A 15668-nucleotide genomic window follows, 5' to 3' on the forward strand; every position below is an offset into this window, starting at 1 on the left:
GCCAGGCTGGCGTGGTAAGACGGTCAGTTTATCAGCAGTCTTGCAAAAGCACCTTTCACACCTTACAAAACCGTAGCGAGCGGAAGCGAATTGTGGCGGAGATGCGGAACGGTGCTTTGCACGGGGCCGCCGAGGCAGCATCGCAGGCCGCAAGTCGCGACGCGCAGCAGGTCTGGTCGGGTGTTCTTAGAAGCGACGGTTCTGTGCGCGCAAGCTTGCTTCGCGCTCGAGACCACGGATTTCCTTGATCATCTTGGTCTTGATGCGGTTGCGTTTGAGCGGCGACAGGTATTCGACGAATACCTTGCCCAGCAGATGATCCATCTCATGCTGGATGCAGACGGCCAGCAAGCCATCGGCTTCCAGTTCAAACTGCTTGCCGTGGCGGTCCAGGGCGCGCACCTTGATGCGGGCCGGGCGCTCGACGCCATCGTAGACGCCAGGCACGGACAGGCAGCCTTCGTCGTACACCTGCTTTTCATCGCTGGCCCAGGTGATTTCCGGGTTGATGAACACTTGCAGCTGGTTTTTTTCTTCGGTGATGTCGATCACCATCATCTGGATATGCTCGTCCACTTGCGAGGCGGCCAGGCCCACGCCCGGGGCGTCGTACATGGTTTCGGTCATGTCGTCGATCAGGGTTTGCAGGCGCTCGTCAAAGGCGGTGACGGGCTTGGCGACCGTGTGCAGGCGAGGATCGGGGTAACGCAGGATATTTAATATGGACATACGGATTCGACTGGTTAAGGTGGGCGCCGGTGCGCCGGATAATTCATGCCTGGGCCATGCGCGCGATGGCATGGCGGATTGTTATTGAGTGTCTGAGTACGCTACGGTTGGGTGCGTGTGGCGCAACGGCGCGGCAGATGCGTTTGCCAGTGCGTCGATTTGTCTGCTGCAAAGGGAAATTTTATCACAGACGCCCATGGCGCTGTGGATGGCGGGCCGTTTTGCACGGCCATTGCACGCATCCTTGCGCGCGTCGGCATCGCGTGCGCGCCATGGCGCTAGCATGGAATGGCACAGCACTGAGCGGGCACCGGGCGAGCATGGAGCGAGGTTATCATGCAGACAATTGCAACGGCGGCGGACGAGGCCAGCGAACTGGCGGGCTGGCTGCGCCTGCAGCACTTGCCCGGCGTGGGGCCGGTGGCGGCGCGCGCCTTGCTGGCCCGCTTCGGCTTGCCGCCGGAGATCTTTGCCGCGCCGTTCGAGGCCTTGCGCGAGGTGGTGCCGGCCGGCGTGGCGCGCGCCATCGTGCAGCCGCCCAAGCCGCTCGCCAACAGCCAGCTGGCACTCACCCTGCAATGGCTGCAACAGCCAGGCAATGCCGTGCTGACCCTGGCCGATGGCGCGTATCCGCCGCTGCTGCTGGAAATTGCCGATCCGCCCCTGTTGTTATATGTGCGCGGCCGCGTTGAGCTGCTGTCGCGCCCGGGCGTGGCCATCGTCGGCAGCCGCAATGCCAGCGCGCAAGGCATGCAGAACGCGGCCGCATTCGCGCAAGCGCTGAGCGCGGCGGGACTGACCATCATTTCCGGGCTGGCGCTGGGCATCGACACGCACGCGCACGAGGGCGGCTTGCGCGGCGCGGGCGCCACGGTGGCCGTGATCGGCACGGGCGCCGATCTCGTGTATCCGCGACGTAACCTTGATCTGGCGCAAAGAATTGCCGAACACGGCTGCATTGTCAGCGAGTATGCGCTGGGCTTGCCCGCCATGCCGGGCAATTTTCCGCGCCGCAACCGGCTGATCAGCGGCCTGGCGCGCGGCGTGCTGGTGATCGAGGCGGCGGCGCAATCGGGCTCATTGATCACGGCGCGCCTGGCCGGCGAGCAGGGGCGCGACGTGTTTGCCTTGCCCGGCTCCATACATTCCACCCTGGCCAAGGGTTGCCATGCGCTTATCAAGCAGGGCGCCAAGCTGGTCGAGTCGGCCGACGACGTGCTGCAGGAATGGCAGTGGCAGGGCGGCTCTCCCGGAGTGCCGGCGCAGGCCGACGCGGCGGCAACGCCGCTGCTGGCCGCGCTGGGCCACGATCCCGTCGATGCGGACAGCCTGGCCGCGCGCAGCGGCCTGTCCATGGGGGAACTGATGGGGCAATTGCTGGCGCTGGAGCTGGCGGGCATGGCCGAACGCTTGCCGGGAGGACTGTTTCAACGCTGCAAATGACAGCTTGTCACTTGTGTGGCGGCCACGCCGCACGGGGGCGCTTTGTCGGTGCGCGCCCTTGTGTCGCAGCGAACTTAGCTGCTAGAGTAGAGCCATGTTCGATATCCTGGTGTACCTCTACGAGACTTACTATCGCCCCGATGCCTGCCCCGAGCCGGCAGTCCTGGCGCGCAAACTGTCGGCCGTCGGTTTTGACGACGTGGAGATTTCCGAGGCGCTCGTCTGGCTGACGGACTTGAACGCCATGGCCGGCGTCGAGCAAACCCTGACGGCCAGCGCGACAGGCACGCGCTTTTACGTGCAGCAGGAAAGCGACGTGCTGGGCACGGCCGCCGTCGGCTTCATCCAGTTCCTCGAAAGCGCCAAGGTGCTCTCGCCGCTGCAGCGCGAAATCGTCATCGAACGGGCACTGGCGCTCGACGAGGCGCCCGTCTCGCTGGGCAAGCTGAAAGTCATCGTGCTGATGCTGCTGTGGAGCCAGGGCAAGGAACCGGATGCGCTGATGTTCGACGACCTGTTCGTCGACGATGAAGACCTCCCCCCGCGCTTGCTGCACTAATCACCATGCCCATGGCGGCGTTGCAGCGCCTTGCCGAACCAGCTACTGCCTGCGCCGCTGCGCCTGGCCCTGACTCTATGCCGGCTTGCGGCGTCTCCTGCAGCTGTTTGCCTGACCCTGGCGCCGCCGCCGCGCCATCTCCTTTACGATGTGCTGCACCGGCGTGCACGCTGACCCTATGTGTTTGCGCTGGCGCATTCTTGCTCGCAGATAACTTGCCGAATTCTTCAATAGGCGCTTATCATTGGCCGCTTGACAAGACCACAAGTCACAAGGCCTTGCGCAGACAAAAGCGTCGGCGCCTGGCAATGCACTGTATGATGCGCATGCTGAAACTATCCTAGAGCATTTTTCGAGACTAAAAAATATGACAAAAACCCTCATCATCGCCGAGAAGCCTTCTGTCGCGAACGATATCGCGAAGACGCTTGGCGGCTTTACCAAGCACGATGAGTACTTTGAATCGGATGAATACGTCCTGTCGTCGGCGGTCGGCCACTTGCTGGAGATCGCCGTGCCGGAAGAATTCGACGTGAAGCGCGGCAAATGGAGTTTCGCGCACTTGCCGATGATTCCACCGTATTTCGCGCTGAACCCGATCGCCAAGACGGAAGCGCGCCTCAAAGTATTAAACAAGCTGATCAAACGCAAAGACGTTACCACCCTCATCAACGCATGCGATGCGGGGCGAGAAGGCGAGCTGATTTTCCGCCTGATCGCGCAAAACGCCAAGGCCAAGCAGCCGGTCAAGCGCCTGTGGCTGCAGTCGATGACGCCGGGCGCCATCCGCGACGGTTTCGCCCACCTGCGCAGCGACGAGGAAATGCTGCCGCTGGCCGATGCGGCCCGCTGCCGTTCGGAAGCCGATTGGTTGATCGGCATCAATGGCACGCGCGCCATGACGGCGTTTAATTCGAAAGAAGGCGGCTTTTACCTGACCACCGTGGGCCGCGTGCAGACGCCGACGTTGTCCATCGTCGTCGAGCGCGAAGATAAAATTAAAAAATTCGTGCCGCGCGACTTCTGGGAAGTGCGCGCCGAATTCGTCTGCGCGGCCGGCATCTATGAAGGCCGCTGGCTCGACACGAAATTCAAGAAGGACGAGAACGATCCCGAGAAGCGCGCCGAGCGCCTGTGGAGCAAGACGGCTGCCGACTCGATCGCCACCGCCTGCCGCGGCCGCCAAGGCATCGTCACGGAAGAGTCGAAGCCGACCACCTCGATGGCGCCTGGCCTGTTCGACCTGACCAGCCTGCAGCGCGAAGCGAACTCGCGTTTCGGCTTCTCGGCCAAGAACACCCTGGGCCTGGCCCAGGCGCTGTATGAAAAGCACAAGGTATTGACATATCCGCGTACCGATTCGCGCCACCTGCCGGAAGACTACATGCCGACCGTGCTGCAGGCGCTGGAAACGGTCAAGGACAACAGCAATTATCACCAGTTCGCCAAGCAGATCATCGACAAGGGCTGGGTCAAGCCGAACAAGCGCATCTTCGACAACACGAAGATCTCGGATCACTTCGCGATCATCCCGACGACGATCGCACCGAAAAACTTGTCCGAGCCGGAACAGAAGCTGTACGACCTGGTCACGCGCCGCTTCATGGCCGTGTTCTTCCCGCCTGCGGAATTCCAGGTCACCACGCGCTACACGGAAGTGTCCGGCCACCAGTTCAAGACTGAAGGCAAGGTCATGACCAATCCGGGCTGGCTGGCCATCTACGGCAAGGAAGCATCGACGGACGCCGACAAGGAAAGCAATGGCAACGGCAACCTGGTGCCTGTGGCCAAGGGCGAAAAAGTGCAGACGGAAAGCGTCAGCGCGAATGGCCTGGTGACGAAACCGCCCGCGCGCTTCACGGAGGCGACCTTGCTGTCGGCCATGGAAGGCGCTGGCAAACTGATCGACGACGACGAGCTGCGCGATGCGATGGCCGGCAAGGGCCTGGGCACGCCAGCGACGCGCGCCGCCACCATCGAGGGCTTGCTGACGGAGCGTTACCTGATCCGCGAAGGCCGCGAACTGATTCCGACGGCGAAGGCATCGCAGCTGATGACCTTGCTCAAAGGCCTGGGCGTCAATGAATTGACGGCGCCGGAGCTGACGGGCGAGTGGGAATACAAGCTGTCGCAGATGGAAAAAGGCAAGATTTCGCGCGAAGAATTCATGCGTGAAATTGCGCAGATGACGCAGATCATCGTCAAGCGCGCCAAGGAATACGACAATGACACGATTCCTGGCGACTACGCCACCCTGGAAACGCCATGCCCGAACTGCAGCGGCGTGGTGAAGGAAAACTACCGCCGTTTCGCCTGCACCAAGTGCGAATTCTCGATGAGCAAGACACCGGGTTCGCGCCAGTTCGAAATCGCGGAAGTGGAGCAATTGCTGAAGGACCGCACCATCGGCCCGCTGCAAGGCTTCCGCTCGAAGATGGGCCGTCCGTTTGCCGCCATCCTGCGCATCGTGCGCGATGAAGAGATCAAGAACTTCAAGCTGGAATTCGATTTCGGCCAGAACGACGAGAGCGAAGATGGCGAAGGCGTCGATTTCACGGGCCAGACGCCCGTGGGACCGTGCCCCAAGTGCAACGCCGGCGTGTATGAAATGGGCCTGGCCTATGTGTGCGAGCACAGCGTGGCGAAACCGAAGACGTGTGATTTCCGCAGCGGCCGCATCATCTTGCAGCAGGAAATCTTGCCGGAACAAATGGCGAAGCTGCTCAACGATGGCAAGACCGACCTGTTGCCGGGCTTTGTATCGCAGCGCACGCGCCGTCCGTTCAAGGCTTTCCTCGTGCGCGGCAAGGATGGCAAGGTGAGCTTCGAGTTTGAAGAGCGCAAGGCCAAGCCGGGCGCGAAGACCAAGGCGGCAGCCGCCGAGGTCGAGGGCGAAGAAGGCGCGGCGCCAGCGAAGAAAACGGCGGTCAAGAAAGCGGCGGCCGTGAAGAAAGCCCCAGCGAAGAAGGCGACGGCCGTGAAAAAACCGGCCGCCAAGAAGGCGCCGGCGAAGAAGGCGGCGGCAGCGGCGGAGTAATTCGCGGCGGCATGGGCCAGCGCAAAAAAGCCAGGGAGCGATCCCTGGCTTTTTTTATGTCACGACCTGGTGTCCCCCGATCAGGCTGGCGGCGCGGCCGGCTCCACCAGGCCCATTTCCCGGAGCACTTCATGCGCCGAGCGGAAGGCGTCGATGGCCAGCGGCATGCCGCAATACACGGCCGCGTGCAGCAGCACTTCCTGGATCTCCTGCATGGAGGCGCCATTGTTGACGGCGCCGCGCACGTGGCCGCGCAGCTCCTGGACCCGTCCCAGGGCCGTCAGCATGGCGATGGTGGCCAGGCTGCGCGTTTTCAGGTCCAGGCCGTCGCGGCACCAGGTCGTGCCCCAGGCGTTGCGCGTGACGAATTCCTGCAAGGGGGCCGTGAAGGCGTCGACCTGGGCAAACGCGCGCTCGACAAAGGCGTCGCCCATCACCTGTTTGCGCATGCGCAAACCATTCTCGAATTGTTCATCCATGCCGCGCTCCCGTTGCTGTACGCTTCAGATACTAGCGAGCGGGCAAACGGTGGTCAAGCGCGGCATGGCGCCGTGTGGCGCGATTAATCGAGATAGTCGGAGTATTCGCGCTGCGCGTAGTTCTGCAGGTTCGCCCACGGCTGCGCCTTGCTCACGGTCGGCTGCAGCTTGACGTCGACGCGGCGATAGAAAGTGTTCGCGCGGTCGCCGCTTTCGATGACGAGCGGGATCTGCTTTTGCTCGTCCCACAGGATGCGCTGGAACACGCCGTTCTTTTCCACTTCGCGCCAGCGCGCGCCCGGCACGTTGGACGCCTGCTTCGACAGCGGCATGGCGGTGACCAGTTTCGGATCGAGCAGATAAAAGCTGTTTTCCCAGGAACCGTCGAAATTGACGTTTTCGTACTCGGCCTTGGGGATGGCGACGACGATCTTGTCGTGCGCGTCGATGTATTCCACGCGCACCGTGTTCTTTTCCAGCACCACGTGGCGGGGAATCAGCACGGGATTGAAGTGCTTGTGTTCATGCTGCGTGGCCGCCGTCGTCGTTTTCAGCGCCACTTTCTTGTTTTCGCCATGCGAATGTCCCGCATGCGCATCGGTGGCCGGCGCCAGTACGCGCTCGACCCACACGTGGCCGGGGCGGCGCAGCATCTTCTCTTCGTAGCGGCTTTCGCGCGTCACGCCTTCCGGCGTCAGCACGCGGCTGTAATACGTGATGCCCAGGTCCAGGTCGACAGGCGCGGCGGGGGCGGCGGCCTGGGCCGGGCCGGCGAAGCCGGCGGCGAGGAGGATGGCGATCAGGGTCGGTTTCATGGTGTTGCCTTTATTGTGCAAAGGGGGCGGAGGGCAATCCTGCCATCCGCCCCGGTGGGGTTACGCTGCTGGTGCTACATCAGAAGCCCAGTGCCGCCTTCAGCAGGTCGAACACCTTGGTATTGTCCAGCGTGCCCTTGAAGGTCTTCGCGCCGGCGCCCGTGGCCAGCAGCTTGACGTCGCCGCCGCCGTGGGTTTCGCTGGCCAGGCGTACGCCTGTTTCTTGCAGGTAATTGTCTTTCAGGGCCGTGGCGCTGTCGATGTTGCTGCGCAGGTCAGGGCGGTTCGGGCCGTTACCGAATACCAGGGTGGTGTAGGTATTGCCATCGGCATCCTTGCTTGGCTGGTTATCCTTGTAGCCGCGGTTGATGTCGAGGATAGGATTGCCGCGCTTGCCGTAGCCGTTGAAGGCCAGGGTGTGGTCGTGGTCGGCCGTGACGACGATCAAGGTGTTGGCCAGGGTCGGATCGGTTTCCTTGATCTTGGCGATGGCGGCCTTGATGGCGTCGTCGAAAGCGATGGTATCGGTCAGCGCGCGCTTGGCATTGATGCCGTGCAAGGCGTGGTCGATGCGGCCGCCTTCGACCATCAGGAAGTAGCCGTTCGTGTTTTTCGACAGCAAGTCGATGGCTTTCAGCGTCATTTCCGACAGGCTAGGCTGGGTCGCGCCTTCGCCCAGCGGCGGCGTGGCGGTGCGGTCCAGCTCATATTCGAGGTGGCTGCGGGTGCTGTACAGGCCGATGAACTTCTTGCCGCTCGGCGCCGCCGCCATTTCCGCTTTCGTCGCGGCCACGGTGTAGCCCTTGGCGGCAAATTCCGTCAACAGGTTGCGGCCATCGGCGCGGCCATACTTGTTGCTGGCCGACCATGGGGTGAAGTGGTTGCGGCCGCCGCCCATCAGCACATCGACGCCGTCGCCCAGGGCCGCGTTGTAGCCGGCGCCGCCCGGCGCCGTTTGCGCGGCAATCGCGTATTGCGCATTGCGGTTGCAGATGTGCGAGAAGGTCGTCGCCGGCGTGGCGTGCGTCAATTCCGTGGTGGTGATGGCGCCCACGGCCTTGCCCTTGGCTTTCGCCAGTTCCAGGATGGTCGGCACGGTCTTGCCGCCGGCCGGGCAATTGTCCACGCCCAGGTTGCCGTTGGCGTCGCGGCTGGGCTCTTTGGCGATCGTGTCCTGCGCCATCGAGATGACTTCATTGTTCATCTTGACGCCGGTCATGTAGGCGGCCATTGACGGCGCGCTGTCCGTCGTTTGTGCATCGTTCGAGAACGTCTTGATACGCGCCGTGCGCTCCAGCGTGTCCATCGTCAGGCTGCCGTCTTCGCCGTATTTGTAGATGCGCGAGGCCGTCACGACGGACGGGCCCATGCCGTCGCCGAGGAAGAAGATGACGTTCTTGGCGTCGGCGGCGTAGGCGCTGGCAACGCTGGCCGCCACGAGCGTGGTCAGCAAGGAGAGTTTCAGGGCAGATTTCAGTGCGGCGGGTTTCAATGCGGGTTTCATATGCTTGTCCAATTCTTGTCTCTTGGGGATTACAGACCGCCGGCGGTCTTGACCAGGCCGAATACTTTGGTGTTGTCGATGGTGCCCAGGAAGGTTTCCGAACCCTTGCCGATGGCGCCCAGGAAGACGTCGGTGCCGCCGTGCGTTTCATTGCCGGCCGTGGTGCGGATGACCGCTTCCTGGTGGTAGGCATTGGCGCTGGTGACGGTTTCGTCGAGGCTGGCCATGGCGGCGCGGCTCGATTGCGTGCGGTTTTCGCCATTGCCGAAGCCGATGATCGAGTACGGTGCGCCATCGAGGTCCTTCTCGACCGCGCCGGTCACGTAGTTCTTCACCACGCCCAGCACGCCAGGGTTGCCGGCGGCCGTCTTGCCCGTGCGCTTGGCGTAGCCGTTCAGCACCAGCGTATGGTCATGGTCGGCCGTGACGACGATCAGGGTATTGGCCAGGGTCGGGTCGCTGACCTTGGCTTTTTCGATGGCGGCCTTGATGGCGCTGTCAAAGGCGACCGTGTCCTGCAGGGCCTTCTTGGCCGTCGTTTCGTGCAGCGCATGGTCGATGCGGCCCCCTTCGACCATCAGGAAGTAGCCCTTCTTGTTTTTTGCCAGCACATCCATGGCCTTGGTGGTCATTTCCGCCAGGCTAGGTTCTTTCGCCGCGTCGCGGTCCAGGTCGTAGCTCATGTGGCTGGAGGTGAACACGCCGAACAGGCGCTCCGTCTTGGTCGCATCGACAGCCTTGAAGTCGGCGCCCGTGTTGGCGATGGTGTAGCTCTTCGCTTTCAATTCCGCCACCAGGTCGCGGCCGTCGGCGCGCTTGCCGCCGTCCTTGAACGGCTTGAAGAATTGTGCGCCGCCGCCCAGGACCACTTCCAGGCCGGTGGTGCCCAGCGCGCCGTTGTAGCCGGTGCCGCCCGGCACGAGGGCCGCGGCGATATCGTTTTCCAGGTCGCGGTGGCAGATGTGCGCATAGGTGGCCGCCGGCGTGGCGTGCGTCACGCGCGCCGTGCTGACGACGCCGGCGGCGAAGCCCTTGGCCTTGGCCAGTTCCAGCAGGGTGGTGGCGGGCGTGCCGTTGCCGCTGCCGCATTTGTTGACCAGCTTGTTGCCGTTGGCGTCCGTGCCAGGATCGATGGCGACCGTGTTGGCCGACATCGAGATGACTTCATTGTTCATCTTGACGCCGGTCATGTAGGCGGCCATCGACGGCGCGCTGTCCGTCACTTGCGCGTCGTTCGAGAAGGTCTTGACGAAGGCCGTTTCCGGCAGGGTGTCCATGGTCAGCGAACCGTCTTCGCCTACCGAATAGATGCGCGCGGCCGTCATCGTGGTCAGGCCCATGCCATCGCCGAGGAAGAAGATGACATTTTTCGGCGGCGCTTCTGGCGCAACGTCTTCTTTTTTGCTGTCGCTGCCGCAGGCGGCCAGCATCAGGGTGATGGCGACGCTGCAGCCAGCGACGGAAATTTTTCTGCGTGTCATGTGGTTCATCCGGCTAGGTTTGAAAGAGCTAGCAAGATAGCAATCCAATGTGACACCCTCATGACGCTGTAGCAGCTTGCGCCACGGCGCTACGCCGCGGCCGGTGATGTGGTTTTAGCGCACATCCTCGGTGGAAAAATACAGCGTGCCGCGCAAGGTGGCCGTTTTTCCCAGCCGCGTGCGCAAGACGGACGCCGGGGTTTCCTGCACGCCCGACTTGCTCGCCACGATATCGCCATGCGGCGCCTGCGCAGCGCTGGTCCAGGCGACGATATGCTCGAAATCGGGCCGGCTGTCGATGCGCTTGACGAGGAAGCGCTGCGTGCCGTCGCCCACCTGCAGGTAGCGCGCGCTGGCGCTGACGGCGGGTGCCGGTGAGAGCTGGCGCATCAGCAGGACGCGCTCGACGACGATGGCGGCATCGGCGTAGCCCGGTTCGGCTTGTCCATCCTTTTCGAAATGTCCGCGCACCACCGTGGCCCGGAACTGGCGCAGCGGCTGCGGCGCGTCCGGCAGCAGGCGCGCCAGCTCGAAGCGCTCGGGTTCCAGCGTCCACAGCGCCGTGCGGCCATCGAGCTGCGCGCGCAGCCGGGCATCGAGGGCGGGGTCGGCCAGGCGCACTTGCAGCACCACCTGGTAGTCGTGGGGCGCATGGAACATCGGCAAATGCGAGGCATACAGCCCTTGCTGGCCGCCAAACAGCACCATGCCGTGCACGCCCCAGGTCGGGGGCGTGGCGTGGGCGAGGCTGGCAGCGAACAGGAACAGGGACAGGAAGAGGGCGCGCAGCATGGTTTTGATCGATGAGTTGGAATGCCACGATGATAGGGGCGGTATCATGAACGGTACAGCAACCATTTTTCACTTTTTGTATCCTGTCTGGAAATCATGATGAGCATGAGCCTTGCCGACCTGCGCGTGTTTTGCAGCGCCGCGCGCCAGCCGACCCTGGGCGCGGCGGCGCTGGAACTGCATGTGACGCCATCGGCCGTGTCGAAAGCCTTGCGCCGCCTGGAGGGTGCCGTGGGCGCGCCGCTGTTCGACCGGGCCGGCAAGCAATTGCTGCTCAACGACAGCGGCCGCCTGCTGCTGGCGCGGGCGCGCCCCTTGCTGGCGCTGGCCGAGCAGGCGCGCCACGATGTGATGGGCGCACGGGGCGCCATCGATGCCCGCATCGCCGGCCCGGCCCTGCTGCTGTGGCGCCATGCGGCGGCGCTGGCCTCGGCGCTGGATGCCTATCCGCAGGCCAGCCTGCGCCTGCAGCCCGCCTTCGAGGATGCGGCGCTGGCGGCCCTGGCGCGCGGCGATTGCCATGCGGCGCTGGTGACGCAGGAAGCCATCGCCCAGCGTGGCGGCGACTGGCCCGCCAGCTGGCAATGCACGGCGCTGGGCAGCATGCGCATGCGGCTGGCGGCCGGGCGCTCGCATGCGCTGGCGCACGGCGTGCCGGCGGCGGCCGCCTGCGTGCCCTGCAGCCTGGACGAGGTCTTGCGCCATGTATTCGCCAGTCCCACGCATTCCCTGCTGTGCGGCGAGGAGCGGGGCCGCCACGCCGATGGCTGGCACGGCACGGCCGGGCGGACCATCCGCTACTGGAGCGACGACGTGCAGCTGCTGCTCGATTATGTGCAGTCCGGCCGGGCGCTGGCCTATCTGCCGGACTTCGCCGTGCGCGCACACGATTTGCTGGGCGTCGAGGTGGCCGATGCCGTCGACTGCAGCGAGCAGGTGCTGCTCGTGTGGGATGGCGCGCTGGCGGGGCAGTGGCTGCGCGCGGTGGCTGAACAGTTGTTGATTGCACCGATTTAGGCAACAAACTATTGCGAAATACCGGGTTTTTCTACCGGATTGAGCAACGTAAGATGCAGTCATCCCAACTTCTTGTGAAGGCGCATCATGTTCTCCAAATCCATTACCAGCATTCTTGTTGCCACCGTGTTTGCCGCCGGCGCCGCCTCGGCCGCCGCCAGCGCCCCATTGACCCTGGACGTGTTCAACCCGGGCGAAGCGGCCATCTTCCCCGTCGCTTCCGTGCTGGTGGCCGGCAAGCATGACGCCGTGCTGATCGACGCGCAATTCTCGCGCGCCGAAGCGCAAAAGCTGGTGGAAAAGATCCGCGCCAGCGGCAAGAAACTGACGACGGTCTACATCAGCCACAGCGACCCTGATTTTTACTTTGGCCTCGACGTGATCAAGGCTGCCTTCCCGCAGGCAAAAATCGTTGCCACGCCGGAAACCGTGGCGGAAATCCGCCGCAAGGCCGATGCCAAGGTCGCCTACTGGGGCCCGATCCTGAAAGACAATGCGCCCCACGCCATCGTCATCCCGGAAGCGCTGAAGGGCCAGCGCATCACGCTGGAAGGCCAGTCGCTGGACATCGCCGGCCCGACGCCATCGCGCACCTATGTGTGGATTCCGTCGATCAAGGCCGTCGTCGGCGGCGTGGTGCTGTTTGGTAAGCTGCACGTGTGGACGGCCGATACGCAAAGCCTGCAATCGCGCCAGGACTGGCTCAAGACCCTCGATGGCATCGCCGCACTGAAGCCAGTGACCGTCGTGCCCGGCCACTTCAAGGTCGGCTCTCCGCTGACGCCGGACAGCATCGGCTTTACGCGCGACTACCTGGTGACGTTCGAGGCGGAAACGGCGAAGGCCGCCAATTCCAACGCCCTGATCGCAGCGATGAAGCAGCACTATCCGGCGCTGGGCCTCGATGGCGCGCTGGAAACCAGCGCCAAGGTCGCCAAGGGTGAGATGAAATGGTAAGCGGCAACAAGGAGGCCGTCATGCCTGTCTTGCATTACATTTTCGATCCCCTGTGCGGCTGGTGCTATGGCGCCGCGCCGCTGGTCGAGGCGGCGCGCGCCGTGCCCGGCCTGACGGTGGCGTTGCACGGCGGCGGCATGATGACGGGCAGCAATCGCCGCCAGATCACGCCCGAATGGCGCGGCTATGTGCTGCCGCATGACCGGCGCATCGAGCAACTGTCGGGCCAGCCGTTTGGCGACGCCTACCTGAACGGCTTGTTGAACGACACCACGGCCACGATGGATTCCGAGCCGCCGATCACGGCCATCCTGGCCGCGCAAGACCTGGCCGGCAAGGGCCTGGACATGCTGCACCGCCTGCAGCGCGCCCATTACGTGGAAGGCTTGCGCATCGCCGACCTGCCCGCGCTGGTGGTGCTGGCGCAGCAGCTGGGCCTGGATGGCGCCGCCTTCGACGCCGCGTATGCGCGGCAGGCTGGCGCCGCCACCGAGCGGCACATCGCCGCCAGCCGCGCCCTGCTGGCGCAGGTGGGCGGCCAGGGCTTCCCCACGTTCGTGCTCGACGATGGCGCAGGCAAGCTGTCCGTGATCGATATCGGGGGCTTTTTGGGCCAGCCGGCGAAGTGGCAGGCGCAGCTCGGTGGCGCGTGCGGCGCCGCCGGCTGCGCTGTGTAGGTTGACATTGCAAATACCTATCGACTCGATAAAATCAATTAGCTTTTCCTTTGTTGTTGCACTCGTTACACTGATTTCATCAGCCAACAACGAAGGAAAAGCAGTCATGAGCCAACAGTCGCCATTCAGCACCGCTTCGGGCATTCCCGTCGCCGACAATCAGAATTCCATCAGCGCCGGCCCCCGCGGCCCCTTGCTGCTGCAAGACTTCCACCTGATCGAAAAACTCCAGCATTTCAACCGCGAGCGCATTCCCGAGCGCGTCGTGCACGCGAAAGGCTCGGGCGCCTACGGCACCTTTACCGTCACGCACGATATCTCGCGCTACACCAAGGCGAAATTATTTGCCGAAGTGGGCAAGCAGACGGCCACCTTCGCCCGCTTTTCCACGGTCGGCGGCGAGCGCGGCAGTGCCGACACGGAACGCGACCCGCGCGGTTTCGCCGTGCGCTTCTATACGGAAGAGGGCAACTGGGATTTGGTCGGCAATAACACGCCGATGTTCTTCATCAAGGACCCGATCAAGTTCCCCGATTTCGTCCACACGCAAAAGCGCGATCCGCGCAGCAATTTGAAATCGGCCGAGATGATGTTCGACTTCTGGAGCCATGCGCCGGAAAGCTTGCACCAGGTCACCATGCTGTTCTCGGACCGCGGCACGCCGGACGGCTACCGTCACATGGATGGCTTCGGCAGCCACACGTATAGCCTGGTCAATGCCGACGGCCAGCGCGTGTATGTGAAATGGCACTTCAAGACGCGCCAGGGCATCCGTAACCTGTCCGCGGCGGAAGCGGGCCGTCTGGCGGGAGACGACCCCGACTATGCCCAGCGCGACCTGTTCGGCGCCATCGCGCGCGGCGATTTCCCGCAGTGGGAAGTCAAGCTGCAGGTGGCGACGCAGGAGCAACTTTATGCATGGGAGCAACGCACGGGCTGGAACCCGTTCGACTTGACGAAGGTGTGGCCGCATGCGGACTTCCCGCTGCTGCCCGTGGGGATTTTCGAGCTGAACCGCAATCCCGACAATTACCATGCGGAAGTCGAGCAAGCGGCGTTTTCGCCGGCCAACGCCGTGCCAGGCATGGGGTATTCGCCGGACAAGATGCTGCAAGGCCGGCTGTTTGCCTACCACGACGCCCAGCTGTACCGGGTCGGTACCAACCACCAGCACTTGCCCGTGAATGCGGCCCGCTGCCCCTTCCATAACCAGCAGCGCGACGGCAGCATGGCGATCAGCAATGGCGGCGCGGCGCAAAACTATGCGAACGTGGCGGCGGCAGGCACGCAGCCGCAAGGCCTGGGCCATGGCGAGCCGGCGCTGGCGCTGGATGGCGGCGCGGCGCGCTACGATGGCCGCGGCGCGGAAGATGATTACACGCAGGCAGGCAATCTGTTCCGCCTGATGTCGGCCCAGGCCAGACAGAACCTGTTCGATAACCTGGCAGGACCGTTGAGCCAGGTGCGCGCGGAAACCCTGCAGCGTCAACTCGGGCATTTCGACCGGGCCGATGCCGCGTATGGCGCCGGCGTGCGGGCGGCGCTGGCGGCGCGCGGCGTAGCGCTGTAATCCACGACACAGGCGGAGCAGGTTTGTTCCGCCTGTTGTTGATATAGCACAAATTAACAGTTGATATTAAATATTGCCATGTGGACATATTTGTCGTCCATGCGTAGACTTGTCGGTCTGATGATCGCGCCCCTGTCGGCGGCGCCCTGACTAGAAAGTCTTGCAATATGAATATGGCCAAGTTGTCGGTGCATGGGGATGACCCCACGCTCAAATCCATCCTCGAAGTCTTGCCTTCCGATCCCGAACGCGAATGGCGCAAGGGCGAGGCCAAGGCGGGCGGCCGCGTCTACCTCGATTCCGGTTTCGAAGTGATCATCGCGCAGGCGGCCAAGTCGCAAGTCTTGCCCTCGCGCATACGCAGCTACCTGGCCGAATGCCGTTCGCGCGGCGTCACGTTCACCATGCCGCGCATCGTGGCCGAACTGCAGCTGGAGCTGCGCGGCGACGATACGCTCGATGCGCCGCTCGACCTGACCCTGGCCGACATGCAGCACCTGACGGAGATGGGCATCAGCGTGAGCATCGCCACGCGGGCCGTCGCGGCCTGACAGTGGCCTGAGGTATCGAGACATGACAATGGCCGCCGGTCCAGGGCGGCCATTTTT

General features: G+C 63.7%; 14 protein-coding genes. 8 read left to right on the forward strand and 6 right to left on the reverse strand.

Translation table 11 applies throughout. The features are described 5' to 3' along the window. Positions 1 to 186 precede the first annotated feature (186 nt). Entirely contained in the window at positions 187 to 729 is a 543-nt protein-coding gene (def, locus tag AC1RDJ_RS19775; protein ID WP_493028465.1) for a peptide deformylase, read from the reverse strand. A 336-nt stretch (positions 730 to 1065) separates the two neighbouring features. Between def and dprA the strand changes: the two genes are divergently transcribed. The 3 genes from dprA (at position 1066) to AC1RDJ_RS19790 (ending at position 5768) form a co-directional block, all read left to right on the forward strand. Next, on the forward strand, positions 1066 to 2172 hold the full coding sequence (gene dprA, locus AC1RDJ_RS19780; RefSeq protein ID WP_493028466.1) for a DNA-processing protein DprA: 1107 nt from the start codon (positions 1066 to 1068) through the stop codon (positions 2170 to 2172). Positions 2173 to 2266: 94 nt separating this feature from the next. Continuing rightward, entirely contained in the window at positions 2267 to 2731 is a 465-nt protein-coding gene (locus tag AC1RDJ_RS19785) for a Smg family protein (protein ID WP_071325416.1), read from the forward strand. 367 nt (positions 2732 to 3098) lie between these two features. Next, positions 3099 to 5768 carry a DNA topoisomerase III gene (locus AC1RDJ_RS19790; RefSeq protein ID WP_493028467.1) on the forward strand — a complete coding sequence of 890 codons (2670 nt, stop codon included), beginning with the start codon at positions 3099 to 3101 and terminating at the stop codon, positions 5766 to 5768. Between the two features lie 80 nt (positions 5769 to 5848). Here AC1RDJ_RS19790 and pcaC read toward each other — a convergent pair whose 3' ends face one another. The 5 genes from pcaC to AC1RDJ_RS19815 form a co-directional block, all read right to left on the reverse strand. Beyond that, on the reverse strand, positions 5849 to 6247 hold the full coding sequence (gene pcaC, locus AC1RDJ_RS19795) for a 4-carboxymuconolactone decarboxylase (RefSeq protein ID WP_493028468.1): 399 nt from the start codon (positions 6245 to 6247) through the stop codon (positions 5849 to 5851). An 83-nt stretch (positions 6248 to 6330) separates the two neighbouring features. Further along, positions 6331 to 7062, reverse strand: coding sequence for a hypothetical protein (locus AC1RDJ_RS19800; RefSeq protein ID WP_493028469.1), 732 nt, complete (start codon positions 7060 to 7062; stop codon positions 6331 to 6333). A 79-nt stretch (positions 7063 to 7141) separates the two neighbouring features. Continuing rightward, complete coding sequence (locus AC1RDJ_RS19805) at positions 7142 to 8527, reverse strand: alkaline phosphatase (protein ID WP_493028553.1); 1386 nt, start codon at positions 8525 to 8527, stop codon at positions 7142 to 7144. A 68-nt stretch (positions 8528 to 8595) separates the two neighbouring features. After that, entirely contained in the window at positions 8596 to 10047 is a 1452-nt protein-coding gene (locus tag AC1RDJ_RS19810; RefSeq protein ID WP_071326714.1) for an alkaline phosphatase, read from the reverse strand. Between the two features lie 114 nt (positions 10048 to 10161). Then, positions 10162 to 10839 (reverse strand): hypothetical protein, encoded by a 678-nt coding sequence (locus AC1RDJ_RS19815; protein ID WP_493028470.1) that lies wholly within the window; start codon positions 10837 to 10839, stop codon positions 10162 to 10164. 96 nt (positions 10840 to 10935) lie between these two features. Here AC1RDJ_RS19815 and AC1RDJ_RS19820 point away from each other — a divergent pair, with 96 nt between their 5' ends. The 5 genes from AC1RDJ_RS19820 (at position 10936) to AC1RDJ_RS19840 (ending at position 15611) form a co-directional block, all read left to right on the forward strand. After that, positions 10936 to 11856 carry a LysR family transcriptional regulator gene (locus AC1RDJ_RS19820; RefSeq protein ID WP_493028471.1) on the forward strand — a complete coding sequence of 307 codons (921 nt, stop codon included), beginning with the start codon at positions 10936 to 10938 and terminating at the stop codon, positions 11854 to 11856. A gap of 87 nt (positions 11857 to 11943) precedes the next feature. Continuing rightward, the gene (locus AC1RDJ_RS19825) at positions 11944 to 12813 is read left to right on the forward strand and encodes an MBL fold metallo-hydrolase (RefSeq protein ID WP_493028472.1); all 870 of its coding nucleotides are present in this window, start codon (positions 11944 to 11946) and stop codon (positions 12811 to 12813) included. Between the two features lie 20 nt (positions 12814 to 12833). Next, positions 12834 to 13490: a DsbA family protein gene (locus AC1RDJ_RS19830; RefSeq protein WP_493028473.1), complete on the forward strand. Its 657-nt coding sequence runs from the start codon at positions 12834 to 12836 to the stop codon at positions 13488 to 13490. A 106-nt stretch (positions 13491 to 13596) separates the two neighbouring features. Beyond that, positions 13597 to 15060 (forward strand): catalase, encoded by a 1464-nt coding sequence (locus AC1RDJ_RS19835; RefSeq protein ID WP_493028474.1) that lies wholly within the window; start codon positions 13597 to 13599, stop codon positions 15058 to 15060. A gap of 173 nt (positions 15061 to 15233) precedes the next feature. Next, complete coding sequence (locus AC1RDJ_RS19840; RefSeq protein ID WP_156894961.1) at positions 15234 to 15611, forward strand: hypothetical protein; 378 nt, start codon at positions 15234 to 15236, stop codon at positions 15609 to 15611. The last annotated feature ends 57 nt before the right edge of the window (positions 15612 to 15668 follow it).

The sequence above is a fragment of the Janthinobacterium sp. GW822-FHT07H10 genome (assembly GCF_058798675.1).